The 21,943-nt window shown below is 59.2% G+C and carries 23 protein-coding genes and 1 pseudogene; 19 read left to right on the plus strand and 5 right to left on the minus strand.

Going from position 1 to position 21,943, the window contains the following annotated elements:
• Positions 1 to 5 precede the first annotated feature (5 nt).
• The 6 genes and pseudogenes from dut to E3W21_RS16105 all read left to right on the plus strand — a co-directional run bounded on the left by dut (position 6) and on the right by E3W21_RS16105 (position 4,478).
• The gene (gene dut / locus E3W21_RS16070) at positions 6 to 461 is read left to right on the plus strand and encodes a dUTP diphosphatase (RefSeq protein ID WP_134420907.1); all 456 of its coding nucleotides are present in this window, start codon (positions 6 to 8) and stop codon (positions 459 to 461) included.
• A gap of 322 nt (positions 462 to 783) precedes the next feature.
• Positions 784 to 2,187, plus strand: a pseudogene (locus tag E3W21_RS16085) (phosphomannomutase/phosphoglucomutase); the annotation flags it as partial.
• Between the two features lie 25 nt (positions 2,188 to 2,212).
• Positions 2,213 to 3,118 carry an acetylglutamate kinase gene (argB, locus tag E3W21_RS16090; protein WP_008007602.1) on the plus strand — a complete coding sequence of 302 codons (906 nt, stop codon included), beginning with the start codon at positions 2,213 to 2,215 and terminating at the stop codon, positions 3,116 to 3,118.
• Between the two features lie 190 nt (positions 3,119 to 3,308).
• Positions 3,309 to 3,518: a hypothetical protein gene (locus E3W21_RS16095; protein ID WP_134420911.1), complete on the plus strand. Its 210-nt coding sequence runs from the start codon at positions 3,309 to 3,311 to the stop codon at positions 3,516 to 3,518.
• A gap of 17 nt (positions 3,519 to 3,535) precedes the next feature.
• Positions 3,536 to 4,108: a hypothetical protein gene (locus tag E3W21_RS16100; RefSeq protein WP_134420913.1), complete on the plus strand. Its 573-nt coding sequence runs from the start codon at positions 3,536 to 3,538 to the stop codon at positions 4,106 to 4,108.
• Complete coding sequence (locus tag E3W21_RS16105) at positions 4,095 to 4,478, plus strand: hypothetical protein (protein ID WP_134420915.1); 384 nt, start codon at positions 4,095 to 4,097, stop codon at positions 4,476 to 4,478. The genes E3W21_RS16100 and E3W21_RS16105 overlap by 14 nt, the downstream gene beginning before the upstream one ends.
• Before the next feature lie 174 nt (positions 4,479 to 4,652).
• On the opposite strand, the gene pyrE is transcribed toward E3W21_RS16105, so the two are convergent.
• The gene (pyrE, locus tag E3W21_RS16110; protein ID WP_134420917.1) at positions 4,653 to 5,297 is read right to left on the minus strand and encodes an orotate phosphoribosyltransferase; all 645 of its coding nucleotides are present in this window, start codon (positions 5,295 to 5,297) and stop codon (positions 4,653 to 4,655) included.
• Between the two features lie 82 nt (positions 5,298 to 5,379).
• On the opposite strand from pyrE, the gene E3W21_RS16115 reads away from it, so the two are divergent.
• Positions 5,380 to 6,159, plus strand: coding sequence for an exodeoxyribonuclease III (locus E3W21_RS16115; protein WP_008030595.1), 780 nt, complete (start codon positions 5,380 to 5,382; stop codon positions 6,157 to 6,159).
• Positions 6,160 to 6,242: 83 nt separating this feature from the next.
• Here the strand turns inward: E3W21_RS16115 and gltS are convergent, their stop codons facing one another.
• The 3 genes from gltS to rph all read right to left on the minus strand — a co-directional run bounded on the left by gltS (position 6,243) and on the right by rph (position 8,973).
• Positions 6,243 to 7,448, minus strand: coding sequence for a sodium/glutamate symporter (gene gltS / locus E3W21_RS16120; protein ID WP_129445095.1), 1,206 nt, complete (start codon positions 7,446 to 7,448; stop codon positions 6,243 to 6,245).
• 405 nt (positions 7,449 to 7,853) lie between these two features.
• Complete coding sequence (locus tag E3W21_RS16125) at positions 7,854 to 8,222, minus strand: DUF4870 domain-containing protein (RefSeq protein ID WP_129439989.1); 369 nt, start codon at positions 8,220 to 8,222, stop codon at positions 7,854 to 7,856.
• Positions 8,223 to 8,250: 28 nt separating this feature from the next.
• A complete protein-coding gene (gene rph, locus E3W21_RS16130; RefSeq protein ID WP_010465211.1) occupies positions 8,251 to 8,973 on the minus strand; it encodes a ribonuclease PH in 723 nt (240 codons plus the stop codon).
• Positions 8,974 to 9,242: 269 nt separating this feature from the next.
• Here rph and E3W21_RS16135 point away from each other — a divergent pair, with 269 nt between their 5' ends.
• The 7 genes from E3W21_RS16135 to E3W21_RS16165 all read left to right on the plus strand — a co-directional run bounded on the left by E3W21_RS16135 (position 9,243) and on the right by E3W21_RS16165 (position 15,348).
• Positions 9,243 to 10,106 carry a YicC/YloC family endoribonuclease gene (locus tag E3W21_RS16135; RefSeq protein ID WP_134420919.1) on the plus strand — a complete coding sequence of 288 codons (864 nt, stop codon included), beginning with the start codon at positions 9,243 to 9,245 and terminating at the stop codon, positions 10,104 to 10,106.
• Positions 10,107 to 10,118: 12 nt separating this feature from the next.
• Positions 10,119 to 10,739: a guanylate kinase gene (gmk, locus tag E3W21_RS16140; RefSeq protein WP_046045040.1), complete on the plus strand. Its 621-nt coding sequence runs from the start codon at positions 10,119 to 10,121 to the stop codon at positions 10,737 to 10,739.
• A gap of 167 nt (positions 10,740 to 10,906) precedes the next feature.
• Positions 10,907 to 11,170: a DNA-directed RNA polymerase subunit omega gene (gene rpoZ, locus E3W21_RS16145; RefSeq protein WP_007894670.1), complete on the plus strand. Its 264-nt coding sequence runs from the start codon at positions 10,907 to 10,909 to the stop codon at positions 11,168 to 11,170.
• Positions 11,171 to 11,226: 56 nt separating this feature from the next.
• Positions 11,227 to 13,332 carry a bifunctional GTP diphosphokinase/guanosine-3',5'-bis pyrophosphate 3'-pyrophosphohydrolase gene (spoT, locus tag E3W21_RS16150; RefSeq protein ID WP_033059343.1) on the plus strand — a complete coding sequence of 702 codons (2,106 nt, stop codon included), beginning with the start codon at positions 11,227 to 11,229 and terminating at the stop codon, positions 13,330 to 13,332.
• A 24-nt stretch (positions 13,333 to 13,356) separates the two neighbouring features.
• Complete coding sequence (locus E3W21_RS16155) at positions 13,357 to 13,737, plus strand: RidA family protein (protein WP_003229509.1); 381 nt, start codon at positions 13,357 to 13,359, stop codon at positions 13,735 to 13,737.
• A gap of 58 nt (positions 13,738 to 13,795) precedes the next feature.
• A complete protein-coding gene (locus E3W21_RS16160; protein ID WP_129439987.1) occupies positions 13,796 to 14,536 on the plus strand; it encodes a hypothetical protein in 741 nt (246 codons plus the stop codon).
• Positions 14,537 to 14,613: 77 nt separating this feature from the next.
• Positions 14,614 to 15,348, plus strand: a complete 735-nt coding sequence (locus E3W21_RS16165) for a hypothetical protein (protein WP_134420921.1) — start codon at positions 14,614 to 14,616, stop codon at positions 15,346 to 15,348.
• 46 nt (positions 15,349 to 15,394) lie between these two features.
• Here E3W21_RS16165 and E3W21_RS16170 read toward each other — a convergent pair whose 3' ends face one another.
• A complete protein-coding gene (locus E3W21_RS16170) occupies positions 15,395 to 16,258 on the minus strand; it encodes an SDR family oxidoreductase (protein WP_134420923.1) in 864 nt (287 codons plus the stop codon).
• Between the two features lie 189 nt (positions 16,259 to 16,447).
• Here E3W21_RS16170 and exbB point away from each other — a divergent pair, with 189 nt between their 5' ends.
• The 5 genes from exbB to recG all read left to right on the plus strand — a co-directional run bounded on the left by exbB (position 16,448) and on the right by recG (position 21,900).
• Positions 16,448 to 17,425, plus strand: a complete 978-nt coding sequence (gene exbB / locus E3W21_RS16175; RefSeq protein ID WP_134420925.1) for a tonB-system energizer ExbB — start codon at positions 16,448 to 16,450, stop codon at positions 17,423 to 17,425.
• 6 nt (positions 17,426 to 17,431) lie between these two features.
• Positions 17,432 to 17,860, plus strand: a complete 429-nt coding sequence (gene exbD, locus E3W21_RS16180) for a TonB system transport protein ExbD (protein WP_129439980.1) — start codon at positions 17,432 to 17,434, stop codon at positions 17,858 to 17,860.
• Positions 17,857 to 18,606: an energy transducer TonB gene (locus E3W21_RS16185; RefSeq protein WP_134420927.1), complete on the plus strand. Its 750-nt coding sequence runs from the start codon at positions 17,857 to 17,859 to the stop codon at positions 18,604 to 18,606. The genes exbD and E3W21_RS16185 overlap by 4 nt, the downstream gene beginning before the upstream one ends.
• Positions 18,607 to 18,885: 279 nt before the next feature.
• Positions 18,886 to 19,815 carry a hydrogen peroxide-inducible genes activator gene (locus E3W21_RS16190; RefSeq protein WP_008150125.1) on the plus strand — a complete coding sequence of 310 codons (930 nt, stop codon included), beginning with the start codon at positions 18,886 to 18,888 and terminating at the stop codon, positions 19,813 to 19,815.
• 9 nt (positions 19,816 to 19,824) lie between these two features.
• Entirely contained in the window at positions 19,825 to 21,900 is a 2,076-nt protein-coding gene (gene recG, locus E3W21_RS16195; protein ID WP_134420929.1) for an ATP-dependent DNA helicase RecG, read from the plus strand.
• Positions 21,901 to 21,943 lie beyond the last annotated feature (43 nt).

Genomic DNA, 21,943 nt, shown 5'->3' on the forward strand with positions numbered 1-21,943 from the left:
TTTACATGCACGCTTTGCAAGCCAAGATCCTCGACCCTCGCATCGGAACCGACTTCCCGCTGCCGCAGTACGCCACGCCAGGCTCCGCCGGCCTCGACCTGCGCGCCATGCTGGAAAAAGACACCGTCATCAAGCCAGGAGAAACCCTGCTGATCCCGACTGGCCTGTCCGTCTACATTGGCGATCCAGGCCTGGCGGCGCTGATTCTGCCGCGCTCGGGCCTGGGCCATAAGCACGGCATCGTGCTGGGCAACCTGGTCGGCCTGATCGACTCCGATTACCAAGGCCCGCTGATGGTGTCGTGCTGGAACCGTGGCCAGACCGACTTCAACATGGTGGTGGGCGAGCGTTTGGCCCAGCTGGTTTTGGTGCCGGTGGTTCAAGCGCACTTCGAGATGGTCGAAGAGTTCGTTGAAACCGAGCGCGGTGCCGGCGGTTTCGGGCATTCCGGTAGCCATTGATCCGCTGAAGCCCTCCCTGTAGGAGCTGCCGAAGGCTGCGATCTTTTGATTTTCGTTTTTAAGATCAAAAGATCGCAGCCTTCGGCAGCTCCTACAGGGAAAGCGGGAGCAAGTGCGCTGGATGATGAAAATTGCACTAGCCTCATCTGGAAGGTTTACCGCCCAAAATCAAGGCATTGGCCAGCCAATCGCTCGCTAATGTTGGGGGCATGGCCTTTGCACACCACGAACTCTCAGTGGAAAACGTCGTCATACCCTTCAGTTTGAGCCTGTCGACGAGTTCTTCGCAGCAGGTCCAACCACCCTTCGAGATGGAGCATTTCCAGTAATGAGCAGCCCAGCCCAAGTCGCACCCAAGTTCCCCGACAGCATCTTCCGCGCCTACGACATTCGCGGCACCGTCCCGGAATTCTTGAACGCTGAAACCGCTTATTGGCTCGGTCGCGCCATCGGCTCCCAGAGCCTGGCCCAGGACGAACCGAACGTTTCCGTTGGCCGTGACGGTCGCCTGTCCGGTCCAGAACTGGTCGAACAACTGATCAAAGGCCTTGCCGACAGCGGCTGCCACGTCAGCGACGTCGGCCTGGTGCCAACGCCTGCGCTGTACTACGCCGCCAACGTGCTGGCCGGCAAATCCGGCGTGATGCTCACCGGCAGCCACAACCCGTCGAACTACAACGGCTTCAAGATCGTCATCGCTGGCGACACCTTGGCCAACGAACAGATCCAGGCCCTGCACGAACGCCTCAAGACCAACAACCTGAGCAGCGGCAAGGGCAGCATCACCCAGGTCGAGATCCTCGACCGCTACAACACCGAAATCGTCGAGGACATCAAACTCGCCCGCCGCCTCAAAGTCGTCGTCGACTGCGGCAACGGCGCGGCCGGCGTGATTGCCCCGCAACTGATTGAAGCCCTGAACTGCGAAGTCATCCCGCTGTTCTGCGACGTCGACGGCAACTTCCCGAATCACCATCCGGATCCGGGCAAGCCTGAAAACCTTGTGGACCTGATTGCCAAGGTCAAGGAAACCAACGCTGACCTCGGCCTGGCCTTCGACGGCGATGGCGACCGCGTCGGCGTGGTGACCAACACCGGCAGCATCGTTTACCCGGACCGCTTGCTGATGCTGTTCGCCCGTGACGTGCTGGCGCGCAACGCTGACGCGGAGATCATCTTCGACGTCAAATGCACCCGTCGCCTGACGCCACTGATCAAGGAATACGGCGGTCGTCCGCTCATGTGGAAGACCGGTCACTCGTTGATCAAAAAGAAAATGAAACAAACCGGCGCCCTGTTGGCCGGCGAAATGAGCGGGCACATCTTCTTCAAGGAACGCTGGTTCGGTTTCGACGACGGCATTTACAGCGCTGCGCGTCTGCTGGAGATCCTCAGCAAAGAAAAATCCACCGCGGAAGAGCTGTTTGCGACCTTCCCGAACGATATTTCTACGCCGGAAATCAATATCCATGTGACCGAAGAGAGCAAATTCAGCATCATTGATGCACTGCACGACGCGACGTGGGGCGAAGGCGCCGACCTGACCACCATTGACGGCGTGCGAGTCGACTACGCCAAAGGCTGGGGCCTGGTTCGCGCGTCCAACACCACACCGGTGTTGGTGCTGCGCTTCGAGGCCGATGACGAAGCTGAACTGCAGCGCATCAAGGACGTGTTCAAAGTCCAGTTGAAGCGTGTTGCACCTGATCTCCAATTACCGTTTTGATCTTCTGAAGCACCCGGAGCCCTGAATGACCCTCGAACGCGAAGCCGCCGCCAACACCGCCAAGGTCCTGTCCGAAGCGCTGCCTTACATTCGCCGCTATGTCGGCAAGACGCTGGTGATCAAATACGGCGGCAACGCGATGGAAAGCGAGGAGCTGAAAACCGGCTTCGCCCGCGACATCGTGCTGATGAAAGCCGTGGGCATTAACCCGGTGGTGGTTCACGGTGGCGGCCCGCAAATCGGCGACCTGCTCAAGCGTCTGTCGATCGAGAGCCACTTCATCGATGGCATGCGCGTCACTGACGCGCAAACCATGGACGTAGTGGAAATGGTCCTCGGCGGCCAGGTCAACAAGGACATCGTCAACCTGATCAATCGTCATGGCGGCAGCGCCATCGGCCTGACCGGTAAAGATGCCGAGTTGATTCGTGCGAAGAAACTCACCGTGACCCGCCAGACGCCGGAGATGACCCAACCGGAAATCATCGACATCGGCCAGGTGGGCGAAGTGGTCGGGATCAACACCGACTTGCTGAACCTGCTGGTCAAAGGCGACTTCATTCCGGTGATCGCGCCAATCGGCGTCGGTGCTAACGGCGAGTCGTACAACATCAACGCTGACTTGGTGGCCGGTAAAGTCGCCGAAGCGCTGAAAGCTGAAAAGCTGATGCTGCTGACCAACATCGCCGGCTTGATGGACAAGTCGGGCACGGTCCTGACCGGTCTGACGACTCAACAGGTCGACGATCTGATCGCCGACGGCACCATCTATGGTGGCATGCTGCCGAAGATCCGTTGCGCGCTGGAAGCCGTGCAAGGTGGCGTGGGCAGCTCGTTGATCATCGATGGCCGGGTTCCGAATGCGATTCTGCTGGAGATCTTCACCGATACCGGTGTGGGCACCTTGATCAGTAATCGCAAGCGTCACTGATTCAAGAACGTCAAAAGATCGCACCCTTCAGTAGCACCTGTGGATGTACGAATATTCCGTAGGAGCTGACGAAGTCTGCGATCTTTTTTATGCGCGCAGGAAATGTCTGACCTGACTAAGCGAAACGTCCGACATCCAGCCAGCATTAGTCCGCATAGGATCTTCCCTGTATCCACCGGAGAACGACCCCATGCAAAAAGTTTACGCACCTAACGGCAGCGACGTTTCCGCAGGCACCTACGAATGCGCCGACTGCGGCTACGAATATTCCAACCAATCGAAAAAATCCTTGCCGCCCTGCCCGCAACGCCTGGATTCATTGCACGTACAAAACGGCTGGAAAATCCTCAGCGGCCAAGGAGACGCAACGGACGACCCTTATCCCAAATCCGGTAAGTGATCACGGGAGACTCAGCCATGCAGATCTCGTTCACGATCGACGCCCAGGCTTTCGAGCAGGAGCAGAAGGAGCCGGTCAAAAAGACCCTGAAGATATCCGACAGCGAAATCGCTCATGCCTTACAACGTATCGCCAAGGCGAGCCTGACCGAATACTTGAAAATGCTGGTAGAAGGCGGCATGCCGAGTCGGGCCGATGAAGCGAAACAGGACCGCTTGCTATATCTGATTCAAAGCTACTTCGGGCAGACATTGCCGACCGAATCTCAGATATCGACGATTTTTCAGCTGACCCAGAGCCAAAGCAAAACCCTGCTGAAAAACACGGTTTCGCGCTTTCGCAATCAACTGGACGATATTCTGCAGCACAGCATGCGAGCCGTGATTGAGTCTGCGGAGCATGCGCAGACGGTGTATCTGGTGGTGATCAGTTCGGACGTCATTCGTGATGAACTGAACATGCTGATCACACAGAACGAACCGACCTTCAAACCCATCACAAAACGTAAAGGCAGCGCCGGGCAGTTCGAAATCAGCGAAGACTCTCACGACTTGCTGTGCAGGACGCTTGGTCTGAATGTCGTTCAGTGACATTGTCGCGGTCAGCGGTTTGCTGCTGACCCTGACCACTTTCATGTTCAACCTGGCTTGGCCCAGGCTGCATGAAGCACTGGAGCTGGATGAAAGCCAATCTGGCCCGCTCGCCAGAAAACGTAGTCGAAAAAAGGTAACGAACGTTTTGTTCGCCTGCGCCCTCCCTCTGACCAGCGCCTTCCTGGCGCTGTTTTACGTCAACTTGCCTGCCGCTGTGAAAATCATGGGTAGCAGCACGCTGAATCTTTGGGACTTTGACGTGGATCGCACGCTTTATGTGATGGTTGTGTTTGCACTGATGGTGTTTGCGCTGTTCAACGTCGGGGTGGCGCTAAAGCTGATAGGAAAATGGCGAAGGCTTCGCTGACGGCAAAAAAAAGACCCCGCTCAGGTCGACTGAGCGGGGTCTTTTGGGCCTACACAACCCTGTGGGAGCGAGCTTGCTCGCGATAGCGGTCTTTCAGTCACATCAATGTTGAATGTTATGGCCTCATCGTCGGAACGCCGCCCGGAGCAAGCTCGCTCCCACAAGGGACTATGGTCAGACGCCGAACTGTGCGCGGTAAGCTTCAACCGCTGGCAGGTGTTGCTTGAGCTGCGGATCGTCCGCCAGGAATTCGAGCACCTGGTTCAGCGAAACAATGCTGATCACCGGGATGCCGAAGTCACGCTCCACTTCCTGAATGGCCGACAACTCGCCGTTGCCACGCTCCTGACGGTTCAAAGCGATGAGCACACCCGCAGCCTTGGCGCCATCCTGGGAAGCGATGATCTGCATTACTTCACGGATTGCAGTGCCCGCGGTGATTACGTCATCGATGATCAGCACGTCGCCGGTCAACGGGGCGCCGACCAGACTGCCGCCTTCGCCGTGGGCCTTGGCTTCCTTGCGGTTGAAGCACCACGGCAGATCGCGGCCATGATGTTCGGCCAGGGCCACTGCGGTGGTCGCCGCCAAAGGGATGCCTTTGTAGGCTGGACCGAACAAAACGTCGAACGCAATACCGCTCTCGACGATTGCAGCCGCGTAGAAACGACCCAGCTGCGCAAGGGCCGAACCCGAGTTGAACAGGCCGGCATTAAAGAAGTAAGGACTGGTGCGCCCGGACTTCAGGGTGAACTCGCCGAAGCGCAAAACGCCGCGATCGATGGCAAAACGAATGAAATCGCGCTGATACGCTTGCATGAAAAAAACCCCAAATACCACGGATTTAGCTAATTAGGTTGACGCCGTGTATCATACACGCACGCGATTTTTGGGGCCATTTATGCGGATCATCAGTGTGAACGTCAATGGTATTCAGGCTGCAGTGGAGCGAGGGTTGCTCAGTTGGCTGCAAGCACAGAATGCCGACGTCATCTGCCTGCAGGACACCCGCGCCTCCGCCTTTGAACTGGACGATCCAGCCTTCCAACTGGATGGCTACTTCCTTTATGCCTGCGAAGCCGAAGTTCCCGCCCAAGGTGGCGTGGCTTTGTATTCGCGGCTGCAACCGAAGGCAGTCATCAGCGGTCTCGGCTTCGAGACGGCCGACCGCTACGGGCGCTACCTGCAAGCCGATTTCGACAAGGTCAGCATCGCGACCTTACTGCTCCCTTCGGGGCAGAACGGCGATGAAGATTTGAACCAGAAGTTCAAGCTAATGGACGATTTCGCCCGTTATCTGGATAAACAGCGACGCAAACGTCGCGAGTACATTTACTGTGGCTCGCTGTACGTGGCGCAACAGAAGCTGGATATCAAGAACTGGCGTGACAGCCAGCAATCCCCGGGCTTCCTGGCACCTGAACGTGCCTGGATGGACGAGATTGTCGGCAACATGGGCTATGTCGATGCCCTGCGTGAAGTCAGCCGTGAAGGTGACCAGTACAGCTGGTGGCCGGATAACGAACAGGCTGAAATGCTCAACCTCGGTTGGCGTTTCGATTACCAGATACTGACCCCGGGCTTGCGCCGCTTTGTACGCAGTGCGCGCCTGCCACGTCAGCCACGGTTCTCGCAGCATGCGCCGCTGATCGTGGACTACGACTGGACGCTGACTATCTAGGTCACTGACACGAAAACCTGCTGACCGATTGACGAAAATGCCCGTATCGCAAGATACGGGCATTTTTCTTATGCGTTATCCCTTCAAGCAGCGGCGAAAAACGGCAGCGCCAGGTACAACTTGATCACGATGACATTAATGATGTCGATGAAGAAAGCACCCACCATTGGCACCACCAGGAACGCTATCTGCGAAGGTCCGTAACGTTGTGTCACCGCTTGCATGTTAGCGATGGCAGTTGGCGTTGCTCCCAGTCCGAAACCGCAGTGCCCTGCCGCCAGAACTGCCGCATCGTAGTTGCTGCCCATCATTCTGAATGTCACGAAAATCGCAAACAGCGCCATGACCAACGCTTGCGCAGCCAGAATGATAAAGATCGGCAACGCCAGCGCTGCCAGATCCCACAGTTTGAGCGACATCAGAGCGATCGCCAGAAACAGCGATAGGCTGACATTCCCCAACACGGAAACTTCACGCTCAAACACCTGATACAAGCCAAGTGCGGAAAGTCCGTTGCGTAAAACCACACCCACGAACAAGACACATACGAACGTCGGCAACTCAAATGCAGTTCCGTGGAGCAGGCCATTCAAGAGGGAGCCTGCCATCAGACTGACGGCGATCAGGGCGAGCGTCTCGATAAACGAAAATGGCGTGATCGAGCGCTCTTTGTTTGGCTGCTCAAAGCCCTTCGGCGGACGCGGCTTATCTTTCTCGCAACCTGGTGTCTGGACACGTTTGATGAGCAGGCGAGCGACCGGACCACCAATCAAACCACCCAGCACCAAGCCAAACGTCGCAGAGGCCATCGCGAGTTCAGAGGCGGACGCCAGGCCAAACTTCTCGCTGAACGTCGCTCCCCACGCAGCGCCTGTACCGTGACCGCCAGACAACGTAATCGAGCCCGTAAGCAAGCCCATCAACGGATCGAGCCCCAAGGCCTTTGCGAGCCCGATGCCCATGGCATTCTGGACCACCAGAAGCCCGATGACCGCCAGTAGAAAGACCCCCACTACGCGCCCGCCTTTCTTCAGGCTTGCGAAGTCAGCACTCAAGCCAATGGTGGCAAAAAACGCCAACATCAAGGGCGTCTGCAGTGAGGTGTCAAATCGGACGTCAATATCAAATCCCCGCAAAGCCAGGAGAAGCAGAGCCACCACCAGGCCGCCTGCTACAGGCTCAGGGATATTGTAACTGCGTAAAAAACCGATTCGTGTGACAAGTCCACGCCCCAACAACAGTACTAAAGAGGCGGCCACAAGTGTTCCATAGAAATCGAGCTGAACCATTGGGATTATTCTTTTATATATATTCAGGGGCGAACTTTTTACCTGGACACGCCTCTTGAACAGGTTGATCTTATCAACACTGATTTGCTTTAAATTCAAGGACCTTCAATGGACTGAATATATCGAAATATTTCTGAAGGAATATTACTTGGGGCAACTTTATCAACCGCGAAGTCTCATTGCCAAGCACAAAGGCGGTGTTGAGGCGAAGCAGTTGTGACTAGAAGTGTAAGAGCGATAGTGCGCAGCAATACCTGCGGCCGCTGGATATTGCTAATGGCAACGTTGGGGAAGTTAATCAAATCTAAAAAAAAATGCCCCGACAAGTCAGGGCATTTGCTTTAAAGCGTGGCGAACTGCATTTCACACAGCTGTCGCTCCCACAAGGGAATCTAGCGCTGATCGTTATTTGATCAACCGCCAAGTGAACGGATACCGATACGGCACCCCTTCATTGGCCTTCACGCCACCGATGATCGTCAGTACCAGCGCACCGATCGCCAACGGAGCGAACAAGAAGAACCCGACGATCACCACCATCAGCAGCAAGCAGATGGCGGAGGCAATGGCGACGGTGATCTGAAAGTTCAGCGCCTCCTTGCCCTGCGCATCGATGAACGGGTCCATCTCGCGCTTCATCTGCCAGAGAATCAGCGGGCCGATCAGCGTGCCGAACGGAATCCAGATCCCCAGCAAGGCGGACAGGTGACAAAACATTGCCCACTGCCGAACCTCTTTGCTCGGTGTGGGAAGCAGCTGTTGCTCGTCACTCATAACGCCCTCCTTGCCCGGAGCAGTCCGATCAGTCGGCCAGTGCAGCCTTTTGCAGCTCGAAGATTTCAGTCATGCCTTTCTTCGCCAGTTCCAGCATAGCGTTCAGCTCTTCCGGCTGGAACGGTGCGCCTTCGGCAGTGCCTTGGACTTCGATGAAGCCACCCGTGCTGGTCATCACCACGTTCAGGTCAGTCTCGGCGGCGGAGTCTTCCAGATAGTCGAGGTCGAGTACCGGCTCGCCCTGATACATGCCCACCGATACGGCAGCAATCATTTGCTTCAGCGGGTCGCCGCCTTTCAGGCCGCCGCGCTTCTTGATCACTTTCAAGGCATCGACCAGTGCAACCATGGCGCCGGTGATGGACGCGGTGCGGGTGCCGCCGTCAGCCTGGATCACGTCGCAGTCGACGTACAGGGTGACGTCGCCCAGCTTGGACATGTCCAGCGAAGCGCGCAGGGAACGGCCAATCAGACGCTGGATTTCCAGGGTACGGCCGCCTTGCTTGCCGCGGCTCGCTTCACGCTGGTTACGCTCGCCAGTGGCGCGCGGCAGCATGCCGTATTCAGCGGTCAACCAGCCTTGGCCCTGACCTTTGAGGAAACGCGGCACGCCGTTCTCGACGCTGACGGTGCAGATGACTTTGGTATCACCGAACTCGACCAGTACAGATCCCTCGGCGTGTTTGGTGTAGTTGCGGGTAATGCGGATCGAGCGGAGCTGATCGGCAGCGCGACCACTTGGACGTTTCATAGGGAATACCTGTACGGGGGACGGAAAACTGCGGAGCATTATAGAGCCGCAGGGCCACGAGTGGGCACTTCTAAAAAATCCCCCGACGACTGAAGGCCCTGAACGGCGCTTTGCCGACGACCTGCAGCCCTTTGTCACACCGTGTGTTTGGGCGCATTCGCCCCACTGCGCTACAATCCTGCGCCTTTGCTGCCTCTGGGCTTAAATTCATATAGATCAGGCCTGCGAAACCTTTGGTAACGCATGAACCTGCATTGCGAGGTACCTCCATGGTGCACAGCATGACCGCCTTTGCCCGCGTCGAAAAAGCCGGCGCCCAAGGCACCCTGAGCTGGGAACTGCGCTCGGTCAACAGCCGCTACCTGGAGCCGCACCTGCGTCTGCCGGAGTCCTTTCGCGACCTCGAAGGCGCGGTCCGCGAAGCGCTGCGCCAGGGAATCTCGCGCGGCAAGCTGGAATGCACCCTGCGCTTCACCGAAGAAAATACCGACAAACCACTGCAAGTGGACCGCGAGCGCGCCGCGCAATTGGTCGCTGCCGCCGAGACCATCGCCGGCCTGATCAAGAATCCAGCCGCGCTGAACCCACTGGAAGTCCTGGCCTGGCCCGGCGTGCTGGTGGGCGATGCGACCGACCCGCAAGCCTTGAATGCCGAAGCCCTGGCACTGTTCAACGAAGGCCTGAAAGAACTCAAGGCCGGCCGCGAGCGCGAAGGCGCGGAGCTGGCGCGGTTGATCAACGATCGCCTGACCTCCATTGAAGCAGACGTGGTGACCCTGCGTGAACTGGTCCCGCAGATGCTTGCCACCCAGCGCCAGAAAGTGCTCGACCGCTTTGCCGACATGAAGGCCGAGATGGACCCGCAGCGGCTGGAGCAGGAAATGGTCATGCTCGCGCAAAAGAGCGACGTCGCCGAAGAACTGGATCGCCTGAGCACTCACATCATAGAAGTTCGCCGGGTGCTCAAATCCGGTGGCGCTGCCGGTCGGCGCCTGGATTTCCTGATGCAAGAGCTCAACCGCGAAGCCAACACACTGGGCTCCAAAGCCTTCGACCCGCGCAGCACCCAGGCGGCGGTCAACCTCAAAGTGTTGATCGAGCAGATGCGCGAACAAGTGCAGAATATTGAGTAAGGCAACCCTGACATGACCCACAGCACCGGCACCCTGTACATCATTTCCGCACCTTCGGGCGCGGGCAAGAGCAGCTTGGTCAAGGCCCTGACCGACGCTGATCAGGAGATCCGCGTCTCCGTCTCCCACACCACCCGCGCCATGCGCCCCGGTGAAGTGAACGGCGTGAACTATCACTTCGTCGAACGCAGCGAGTTCGTGAAGATGATCGAGCATGGGGATTTCCTCGAGCGCGCCGAAGTGTTCGGCAATCTCTACGGCACTTCGCAAAGCCACCTGCAGCAGACCCTGGATGAAGGCCACGACCTGATTCTGGAAATCGACTGGCAAGGCGCCGAGCAAGTACGCAAGTTGATGCCTCAGGCCCGTTCGATCTTCATTCTGCCGCCGTCCCTGCAGGCCTTGCACCAGCGCCTGACCAATCGTGGCCAGGACAGCGACGAGATCATCGAAGGCCGGATGCGCGAAGCCGTCAGCGAAATGAGCCACTACGTCGACTACGATTACCTGATCATCAACGACGATTTCGCCCACGCACTGCGCGATTTGCAGGCGATTTTCCGTGCCAATCAGCTGCATCAGAAGCGTCAGCAGCAGCGTAACGGAAAACTTTTGGCCGAATTGCTCGGCTAAACAGCTCTTCCCAAAACCGTTGCAAGGGCTTTACATTGGCACTTGTAGCGCGTTGAAGGGCTTGGTCAAAAAATCAGCGCTTCCCTAATCGCTGGTGATTTTTTAAACTGTTGAGTCCGCTCGCCCAACCGGGCAGCGCGCATATTGCATTCGCTCCGAGGAATACCATGGCCCGCGTAACCGTTGAAGATTGCCTAAACCACGTGGAAAACCGCTTTGAGCTGGTCATGCTGTCTACCAAACGTGCCCGTCAACTGGCCACCGGCGGCAAAGAGCCACTGGTTCAGTGGGAAAACGACAAGCCTACCGTTGTAGCCTTGCGTGAAATCGCTGAAGGCCTGATGAGCTACGAGTTCATCGCCAACGCTGAAATCGTCGAAGACGAACCGCTGTTCGCAGCGTTCGAGGACGAGTCCAACGAGGCAGTCTAAGCCATGCCTGGTCGACGTAGCACGGCGCGGGGTCACAGCGAACGGCAGGTTTCATCATGCCGAGCATAGACGCCCTCGCCGATCGCTTATCGACCTACCTCGGCAAGGACCAGGTCAACCTGGTCCGCCGAGCGTACTTCTACGCCGAACAAGCCCACGATGGCCAGCGCCGCCGTAGCGGCGAGGCGTACGTCACGCACCCACTCGCGGTTGCGAATATTCTTGCCGACATGCACATGGACCATCAGAGCCTGATGGCTGCGATGCTGCATGACGTAATCGAAGACACCGGTATTGCCAAGGAAGCCCTGCAAGCGCAGTTCGGCGAAACCGTGGCCGAACTGGTCGACGGGGTCAGCAAACTGACCCAGATGAACTTCGAGACCAAGGCCGAAGCCCAGGCTGAAAACTTCCAGAAAATGGCCATGGCCATGGCCCGCGATATTCGCGTGATCCTGGTCAAACTCGCCGACCGCTTGCACAACATGCGGACCCTGGAAGTCCTGTCCGGCGAAAAACGCCGACGGATCGCCAAGGAAACCCTGGAAATCTATGCGCCCATCGCCAACCGGCTGGGCATGCACGCCATCCGCATAGAATTCGAAGACCTCGGCTTCAAGGCGATGCACCCGATGCGTTCCGCACGGATCAACCAGGCGGTCAAACGCGCCCGGGGCAACCGCAAGGAAATCGTCAACAAGATCGAAGAATCCCTCAGCCACTGCCTGGCCATCGACGGCATTCAGGGCGAGGTCAGCGGTCGTCAGAAACACCTCTACGGCATCTACAAGAAAATGCGCGGCAAGCGTCGGGCCTTCAACGAGATCATGGACGTCTATGCGTTCCGGATCATCGTCGACAAGGTCGATACCTGCTATCGCGTGCTGGGTGCTGTGCATAATTTGTACAAACCGTTGCCGGGACGCTTCAAGGATTACATCGCGATCCCCAAGGCCAACGGCTACCAGTCGCTGCACACCACGCTGTTCGGCATGCACGGTGTACCGATCGAGATTCAGATCCGCACCCGTGAAATGGAAGAGATGGCCAACAACGGCATCGCCGCCCATTGGCTCTATAAATCCAGTGGCGATGAGCAGCCAAAAGGCACTCATGCCCGCGCCCGCCAGTGGGTCAAAGGCGTGCTGGAGATGCAGCAACGGGCCGGCAACTCGCTGGAATTCATCGAGAGCGTGAAGATCGACCTGTTTCCGGACGAGGTCTACGTGTTCACGCCCAAAGGCCGGATCATGGAGCTGCCCAAAGGCTCCACGGCGGTCGACTTCGCTTACGCGGTGCACACCGACGTGGGCAACAGCTGCATTGCCTGTCGGATCAATCGACGTCTCGCACCGCTGTCCGAACCGCTGCAAAGCGGCTCCACGGTCGAGATCGTCAGCGCCCCCGGTGCGCGACCGAATCCGGCGTGGCTCAACTTCGTGGTCACCGGCAAGGCGCGGACCCACATCCGCCATGCGCTGAAACTGCAACGCCGCTCCGAGTCCATCAGCCTCGGCGAACGCCTGCTGAACAAGGTCCTCAACGGTTTCGACAGCTCGCTGGAGAAAGTAGCAGCCGAGCGCGTCAAGGCGATGCTCACCGAGTACCGCCTGGAACTGATCGAAGACCTGCTCGAAGACATCGGCCTAGGCAATCGTATGGCTTACGTGGTCGCCCGCCGACTGCTTGGTGAAGGCGAACAGCTGCCGAGCGCGGAAGGCCCGCTGGCGATTCGCGGCACCGAAGGCCTGGTGCTCAGTTACGCCAAGTGCTGCACGCCGATCCCGGGCGACCCGATTGTCGGCCACCTGTCCGCGGGCAAAGGCATGGTCGTGCACCTGGACAACTGCCGCAACATCAGCGAAATCCGCCACAACCCGGAAAAATGCATCCAGCTCTCGTGGGCCAAGGATGTCACCGGCGAATTCAATGTCGAGCTGCGCGTCGAGCTGGAACACCAGCGCGGCCTGATCGCTCTGCTGGCCAGCAGCGTCAACGCGGCCGACGGCAATATCGAAAAAATCAGCATGGACGAACGCGATGGTCGCATCAGCGTGGTCCAACTGGTGGTCAGCGTGCACGACCGCGTGCACCTGGCTCGCGTGATCAAGAAACTGCGCGCCCTGACCGGGGTGATTCGCATCACTCGCATGCGTGCGTAAGCCACTCATTACAAGGAGTCATTCATGACCAAAACAGTTATCACCAGCGACAAGGCCCCGGCCGCCATCGGCACTTACTCCCAGGCGATCAAGGCTGGCAACACCGTTTACATGTCGGGTCAAATTCCTCTGGACCCAAAAACCATGGAACTGGTTGAAGGCTTCGAAGCCCAGACCGTCCAGGTGTTCGAGAACCTCAAAGCCGTGGCTGAAGCCGCTGGCGGTTCGTTCAAGGACATCGTCAAACTGAACATCTTCCTCACCGACCTGAGCCACTTCGCCAAGGTCAACGAGATCATGGGCAAGTACTTTGACCAGCCTTACCCTGCCCGCGCCGCCATCGGCGTAGCGGCCCTTCCAAAGGGTTCGCAGGTTGAGATGGATGCCATTCTGGTCATCGAGTAAATGCGTACGGCGCAGCCCTCAAAGGGTTGCGCTGACTTCGTTCTGAAAGGATTCCACCATGCGCCAAGCGCTAGCTCTCTCGCTGGTCGCCCTACTCTTGGGCGGTTGTGCCAGCAACCCTGCCGACCGTGACATCAGCGGCACCTGGATCAATCAGGCGGCCATCGATGCTGCAGCCAAAGGCGGCCCCCTGCGCGAAGCGCTCCAGGCCTATGGCCCGAACCTGGAATGGGACGTCAACACCAAGGCTGGTCAGGCCCGCTACACCAATGGTTTTGAAAACGTCGACGGCAAGCTGCTGGGCGAAGAGTCTGGCGCCTGGAAAGTCGACTTTTATGGCAGCTCCGCCAGCGAGCTGAAGCGTGACGGCAAGCAACTGAGCCAAGTCGCCAGCGACAATGAGCCGGAGCAAGTCTTCCACCGCGCGCAGGTTACGGTGCCGGATGGCGCACCGATGGGTGCCAGTTTTGAACGCGCACTGTATTCGGCCTACATGGGCGGCAGCTGGAAAGTCGTCAGCGGTCCCGGTGAAGGCAATACCGTGCAATTCCAGGCTGACGGCCAGGTTGCCGGCCTGCCGGGAGCGGATCGTTATGCCTTGTGTCTGGCGGGCGATTGCGCGTCGATGAGCGGCGGCAATGACAACATGTGGCTACAGGCGAATGGTCAGGGCAACACCTGGATCTTTGCGCGCAAGGGCAAGGAACTGGAAATCCTCCAGGCAGTGAACACCGCCCAGGCGGATGAAATGCCGCAGTTCACCCCGGGTGATCGCAAGTGGTTGCTGGAAAAACAGTGATACAGAATATAGGAGCCTACGGGCTCCTTTTTCTTTAGCCTGCGCCGTGAAATTCTTCACCCCTCTCAAGGATTGACATGCGCCCACTGCTTGTCCTCAGCCTTTTGCTGCTCGGCGGCTGCACCTCTATTCCCGCCGAAACGGATATCAGTGGTATCTGGATCAATCAGGCGGCCATCGATGCAGCGGCCCAAGGCCAGTCTTTACATGAATCCTTAAACACCCATGGCCGGAATCTGGAATGGGACATCAACACTCGCACCGGCAAGGCGCAAGTGAGCAGCGGTTTTGAGAGGGGTGGAGGCCAACTGCTGCAAAAGTCCCCCAATGCCTGGACCGTCGACTACAACGGCTACGGCACTGACGAGCTGCGCCTGGATGGCAAGCGACTGACCCAACTGGCCAAGGAGCACGTCCCCCAGCAGGTGTTCAGTCGCCCCAGCAAGACCGCCAAAACGCATACGAAGTGGGGTAGCACCTTCAGGAGCGCCCTGAACGCTGCTTATATGGGCGGGCAGTGGAAAATCTTCGACAGTCACGGAACAGGCCAGCGGGTCGAGTTTACGGAAGATGGCCATGTTTCAGGGTTACCGGGAACCGATCGATACGAGTTATGCCTGGACGGTGATTGCGCCAGCCAAGGCGCAGGGAATGACACCTTGTATCTGGGCACGGGTGACCTGAGTGACACATGGATTTTCGTTCGCAAAGGCAAGCAACTGGAGATTTTCCAGGCAATCAATCAATCCCGGCCAGACGAAATCCCCCAATTCACCCCCGGCCCACGCCAGTGGCTGCTGGTAAAACAATGACCCAAAAACAAAGGCGCCCGCAGGCGCCTGTTGTTTAGAAGCTCGCTCAGCTCAACTCCCCCTGGGCAAGTATCGCGGCATAACCTTCGCGGTAACTTGGGTACTTCGGTGTCCAGCCCAAGGCTTTGGCCCGCACATTGCGGCAGCGCTTGCTGCCAGTGCGCCGCACGCTCGCATCGTCATCCCATTCGGTCACGCCCAAATACTCTCGTAGCCAGCCCACCACTTCTGCCAGTGGTGCTGGCGCATCGTCGACGCCGATATAGACGTCATCCAGCGCCACGCCGCGCCGGTCCGCCTCAAGCAAGCAGGCCATCAGCCCCGCCGCGTCGTCTGCATGAATACGGTTGCCATACAACGGTGGATCGACCGCAACGCGATAGCCGCGGCGAACTTGGGTCAACAGCCACTCACGGCCCGGACCATAGATACCGGTTAAACGCACAATGCTGGCCGGAATGCCGCTATTGAGGGCAATCTGCTCGGCTTCCAGCATCACACGCCCTGAATAGCCAGCGGCCACAGCAGGCGAAGTCTCGTCGACCCACTCGCCGTCCTGCTGGCCGTAAACGCTGCTACTGGAAACGAACAGCAGTCGATTGGGCTCTTGCCCGTAGTCGCCCAGCCACTCCAGCACGTGCTGCAAACCCTGAACATAAGCGGCGCGGTAACCCGCCTCATCGTGATCAGTGGCAGCCGCGCAATACACCAGGTAATCCACCGCTCCGACCGGCCAGGTCGCCGGGCAGTCTTCATTGAACAAGTCACCGGCAACGCTAATGACGCCCTCGGGCAAGCGTGAAACGTCACGCCTCAGGCCATGAACCTCCCACCCGCAAGCGACCAATTGCGTAGCCAGACGACTGCCAATATCACCGCAACCGGCAATCAAAACAGAAGGCGCGGACATCAGAAAACTCCCTCAAGAAAGGTACAGACTAGCGCCCGAAATGGATGAGCGGCTAGTAATGGAGGAAAAAAAGAGACGCTATTACTTTTGTTAACAAGAATTAATTGCAATAATGCCAGCCACTTTTGTTCTCGGCCTTACGAGGCCTGGAAGAGCATCTACCGTTTTTCTTTCTCAGGTCCGGCCAGCATGACACCCAATCAATTCCCCGCTTCGCCAACCAAACGACCTCGCGCCTGGAGCGCGGTGGCCGCCCTGCTGCTCAGCCTGATGCTGGCGCCGACCGCCGCTTTCGCTGACGCACAAGCGCCAGCCACTCCGGCTGCCGCCGCTGCTGCTCCAGCTCCAGCTCCAGCTCCAGCCGATCATGTTACCCCAGCTGCGACCGACCCGGCCCAAGCCGTAGACACCACCGCCGAAGACGTTCCGGAAGTCCTCGAAGCCGACAACACTCTGGGCATGGCCCACGACCTGTCCCCATGGGGCATGTACCAGAACGCCGACATCATCGTGAAAATCGTGATGATTGGTCTGGCCATCGCCTCGATCATCACCTGGACCATCTGGATCGCCAAAGGCTTCGAGCTGATGGGCGCCAAGCGTCGTCTGCGCACCGAAATCGTCCACCTGAAAAAAGCCACCACGCTCAAAGAAGCCAGTGCGACAGCCACCAAGCAAGGCACCCTTGCCAATTTGCTGGTGCATGACGCCCTGGAAGAGATGCGCTTGTCGGTCAACAGCCGCGAGAAAGAAGGCATCAAGGAACGCGTCGCCTTCCGCCTTGAGCGTCTGGTTGCAGCCTGCGGTCGCAACATGAGCAGCGGCACCGGCGTGCTCGCCACCATCGGTTCCACCGCGCCGTTTGTCGGCCTGTTCGGCACCGTGTGGGGCATCATGAACAGCTTCATCGGTATCGCCAAAACCCAGACCACCAACCTCGCCGTCGTGGCTCCCGGCATCGCCGAAGCCCTGCTGGCAACCGCGTTGGGCCTGGTTGCAGCGATTCCAGCCGTAGTGATCTACAACGTCTTTGCCCGCTCCATTGCCGGTTACAAGGCGCAAGTATCCGATGCCTCAGCTGAAGTCCTGCTGCTGGTCAGCCGCGACCTCGATCACCTGCCGACCACCGAGCGATCCGCGCAACCCCACATGGTCAAAGTAGGGTAATCAGCCATGGGCTTGCATTTGAAAGAAGGCGCAGATGACGATCTGGCCGAGAACCACGAAATCAACGTCACACCGTTCATCGACGTGATGCTGGTGCTGTTGATCATCTTCATGGTGGCGGCCCCGCTCGCCACCGTGGACATCAAGGTCGACCTGCCGGCCTCCAGCGCCAAACCGGCGCCACGGCCAGAGAAACCGGTGTTCCTCAGCGTCAAGGCTGACCAACGCCTGTTCCTCGGCGAAGACGAAGTGAAGGCCGAAGCACTCGGCGCCACCCTCGACGCCAAGACCAAAGGCAAGAAAGACACGACGATCTTCTTCCAGGCCGATAAAGGCGTGGATTACGGCGACTTGATGAGCGTGATGGACAACCTGCGCTCTGCCGGTTACCTGAAGGTGGGTCTGGTCGGACTCGAGACGGCAGTCAAGAAATGATCACGACGCGCCAAAAGCTGACGCGTTACAGCGGGAGCCTGGCCGTGGTGCTGGGCGTCCATGCGCTGGCCATTGCGCTGGCGCTGAACTGGACGTCGCGCCCACCGATCGAGCTACCGCCGCAGGCAATGATGGTCGAGTTGGCGCCGGTTCCGGCCCCGCCACCGCCGGCACCGCCGAAGGTCATAACGCCGCCACAGCCACCCGCTCCGGTGGAAGAACTGCCGATACCGAAGCTGGCTGAAGCGCCAAAGGCCGAGATCGCCGTGCCGAAACCGGTCAAACCCAAGCCAAAGCCTCAACCGCCCAAGCCTGTGGAGAAAAAGCCGGAACCGCCTAAAGAGAAGCCGTCCGAGGAAAAACCGAGCGACGCGCAACCGACTCAGGCGCCAACAGAGAAATCCGCTCAGCCGGCACCGGGCCCATCACCGGCGCAGCAAGCGGCCAAGGCCAGCTGGCAAGGCACCCTGCTCGCTCACTTGGCCAAGTACAAGAAGTACCCGGCCAGTGCGCAGGCGCGGAACAAGGAAGGCATGAACCGTCTGCGCTTCGTGGTAGATGCCGAAGGTAACGTGTTGTCGTTCGAACTGGTGGGCGGCTCTGGTACTGCCGATCTGGACCGGGCCACCCTGGAAATGATCCGCCGCGCCCAACCGCTGCCAAAGCCACCGGCCGACATGTTGACCAATGGCGCCATCGAAATCGTTGCACCGTTTGTTTACTCGCTGGAAAAACGCCGGCGCTAAAACGCCGCAGATCCCCATGTGGGAGCGGGCTTGCTCGCGAAAGCGGTGTGACAGTCGACATCAACTTTGACTGACACAGCGTCTTCGCGAGCAAGCCCGCTCCCACAGGGGATCCTCAGCGACAGAAATAGCGGCGATAAGGCACCCGAAAGGTGCCTTTTGCATATCCGCCAGCGGCAAACCTGCTTTGCCCTGTGTCACTCAACGCACTCAGTCTGATAACGTGCGTCTATCGATTGCAGCCGGTATGCTTGGCTCGCAACTTCATGGACGCTTGCTATGACTCTTACAGAATTACGCTACATCGTTACCCTCGCCCAAGAGCAGCACTTCGGCCACGCGGCCGAGCGTTGCCACGTCAGCCAGCCGACCCTGTCGGTGGGCGTGAAAAAGCTTGAAGACGAACTCGGTGTGCTGATTTTCGAGCGCAGCAAGAGTGCCGTGCGCCTGACCCCGGTTGGTGAAGGCATTGTCGCCCAGGCGCAGAAAGTGCTGGAACAGGCCCAAGGCATCCGCGAACTGGCCCAGGCCGGCAAGAACCAGCTGACCGCGCCGCTGAAAGTCGGCGCCATCTACACCGTCGGCCCGTACCTGTTTCCGCACCTGATTCCACAACTGCACCGGGTCGCCCCGCAGATGCCGTTGTACATCGAAGAAAACTTCACCCACGTGCTGCGCGACAAACTGCGCAACGGCGAGCTCGACGCGATCATCATCGCCCTGCCGTTCAACGAAGCCGACGTGCTGACCCTGCAGCTCTACGACGAGCCGTTCTACGTCCTGATGCCGGCCCAGCACCCGTGGACCCAAAAAGAATCCATCGACGCCGCCCTGCTCAACGACAAAAGCCTGCTGCTGCTCGGCGAAGGCCATTGTTTCCGTGATCAAGTGCTGGAAGCCTGCCCGACCCTGGCCAAAGGCAACGACGGCGCCAAACACACCACGGTGGAATCCAGTTCCCTGGAAACCATCCGCCACATGGTTGCGTCCGGCCTCGGCATCTCGATCCTGCCATTGTCGGCAGTTGACAGCCATCACTACGCCCCCGGCGTGATCGAAGTGCGTCCACTGACGCCTCCGGTGCCGTTCCGCACCGTGGCCATTGCCTGGCGCGCGAGCTTCCCGCGGCCGAAGGCGATTGAAATCCTCGCTGACTCCATTCGCCTGTGCTCGGTGGCCAAGCCGCAAGCACCGGTGGTTGCGGCCTAAGTCGCTGCCATGACCGAGTTGTCGCAAGTGTCGGTGACCGCACTCAAGGGTGTCGGCGAAGCCATGGCCGAGAAGTTGGCCAAGGTCGGCCTGAAGAATCTCCAGGACGTGCTGTTCCACTTGCCGCTGCGCTATCAGGACCGCACCCGCGTGGTCCCGATCGGCCATTTGCGACCCGGGCAAGACGCAGTGATCGAAGGCACCGTCAGCGGCGCCGATGTGGTCATGGGTCGCCGCCGCAGCCTGGTGGTGCGCCTGCAGGACGGGACCGGCGGGCTCAGTCTGCGTTTCTACCATTTCAGCAACGCCCAGAAAGAAGGCCTCAAACGCGGCACGCGCATTCGCTGCTACGGCGAAGCGCGACCCGGTGCGTCGGGGCTGGAAATCTACCACCCGGAATACCGCGCCATTACCGGCGACGAGCCGCCGCCGGTGGACGAAACCCTGACCCCGGTTTACCCGCTCACTGAAGGCCTGACTCAACAGCGCTTGCGCCAGTTGTGCATGCAAACCCTGACGATGCTCGGCCCTACCAGCCTGCCCGACTGGCTGCCGACCGAACTGGCGCGGGACTATCAACTGGCGCCGCTGGCCGATGCGATCCGCTACCTGCACCACCCGCCGGCCGATGCCGACGTCGACGAACTCGCCCTCGGTCATCACTGGGCGCAGCACCGCCTGGCCTTCGAAGAACTGCTGACCCATCAACTATCCCAGCAGCGCCTGCGCGAGAGCATGCGTTCCCTGCGCGCGCCGGCAATGCCGAAAGCCACCCGGCTGCCGGCCCAGTATCTAGCCAACCTCGGTTTCACTCCGACCGGCGCTCAGCAACGGGTCGGCAACGAAATCGCCTACGACCTCAGTCAGCACGAGCCCATGTTGCGGTTGATTCAGGGCGACGTCGGCGCGGGTAAAACCGTGGTCGCTGCCCTCGCTGCACTCCAGGCCTTGGAGGCCGGTTATCAAGTCGCGCTGATGGCGCCCACCGAAATCCTCGCCGAGCAGCACTTCATCACCTTCAAACGCTGGCTCGAACCGCTGGGCATTGAAGTGGCGTGGCTGGCCGGCAAGCTCAAAGGCAAGAACCGTGTGGCCGCACTGGAGCAGATCGCCAGTGGCACACCAATGGTGGTCGGCACCCACGCGTTGTTCCAGGACGAAGTGCAGTTCAAAAACCTCGCACTGGCGATCATCGACGAACAGCACCGCTTCGGCGTGCAACAGCGGCTGGCGTTGCGGCAGAAAGGTGTCGGCGGGCGGATGTGCCCGCACCAGCTGATCATGACCGCGACACCGATTCCCCGGACGCTGGCCATGAGCGCCTACGCCGACCTCGACACCTCGATCCTCGACGAACTACCGCCTGGCCGGACCCCGGTGAACACCGTGCTGATCACCGATACCCGGCGCGTCGAAGTCATCGAACGGGTGCGCGGCGCCTGCGCTGAAGGGCGCCAGGCCTATTGGGTGTGCACGCTGATCGAAGAGTCAGAAGAGCTGACTTGCCAGGCTGCCGAAACCACTTACGAAGACCTCACCGCCGCACTTGGCGAGTTGAAGGTCGGGCTGATCCACGGTCGCATGAAGCCCGTCGAAAAAGCCGCGGTCATGGCCGAATTCAAGGCCGGCAACCTGCAACTGCTGGTCGCCACCACGGTGATTGAAGTCGGCGTCGACGTGCCCAACGCCAGCCTGATGATCATCGAAAACCCCGAACGCCTCGGGCTCGCGCAATTGCACCAGTTGCGCGGTCGAGTCGGTCGAGGCAGTGCGGCCAGCCATTGCGTGCTGCTCTACCATCCGCCGCTGTCGCAAATTGGCCGTCAGCGTTTGGGCATCATGCGCGAAACCAACGACGGGTTTGTCATCGCCGAAAAAGACCTTGAGCTGCGCGGCCCCGGCGAAATGCTCGGTACGCGCCAGACCGGCCTGCTGCAATTCAAGGTCGCCGACCTGATGCGCGACGCCGATCTGCTGCCCGCCGTGCGCGACGCCGCCCAGGCGCTGCTGGAACGCTGGCCGGATCACGTCAGCCCGCTGCTCGACCGCTGGCTACGTCATGGGCAGCAATACGGCCAAGTGTGAGCACCGTCGCAGTTTCTGAACCACCGTTCTGAGCAAGCTGGTT

Origin of the sequence: Pseudomonas sp. F01002 (assembly GCF_004402115.1) — a bacterium.
Taxonomy (GTDB): domain Bacteria; phylum Pseudomonadota; class Gammaproteobacteria; order Pseudomonadales; family Pseudomonadaceae; genus Aquipseudomonas; species Aquipseudomonas frigoris.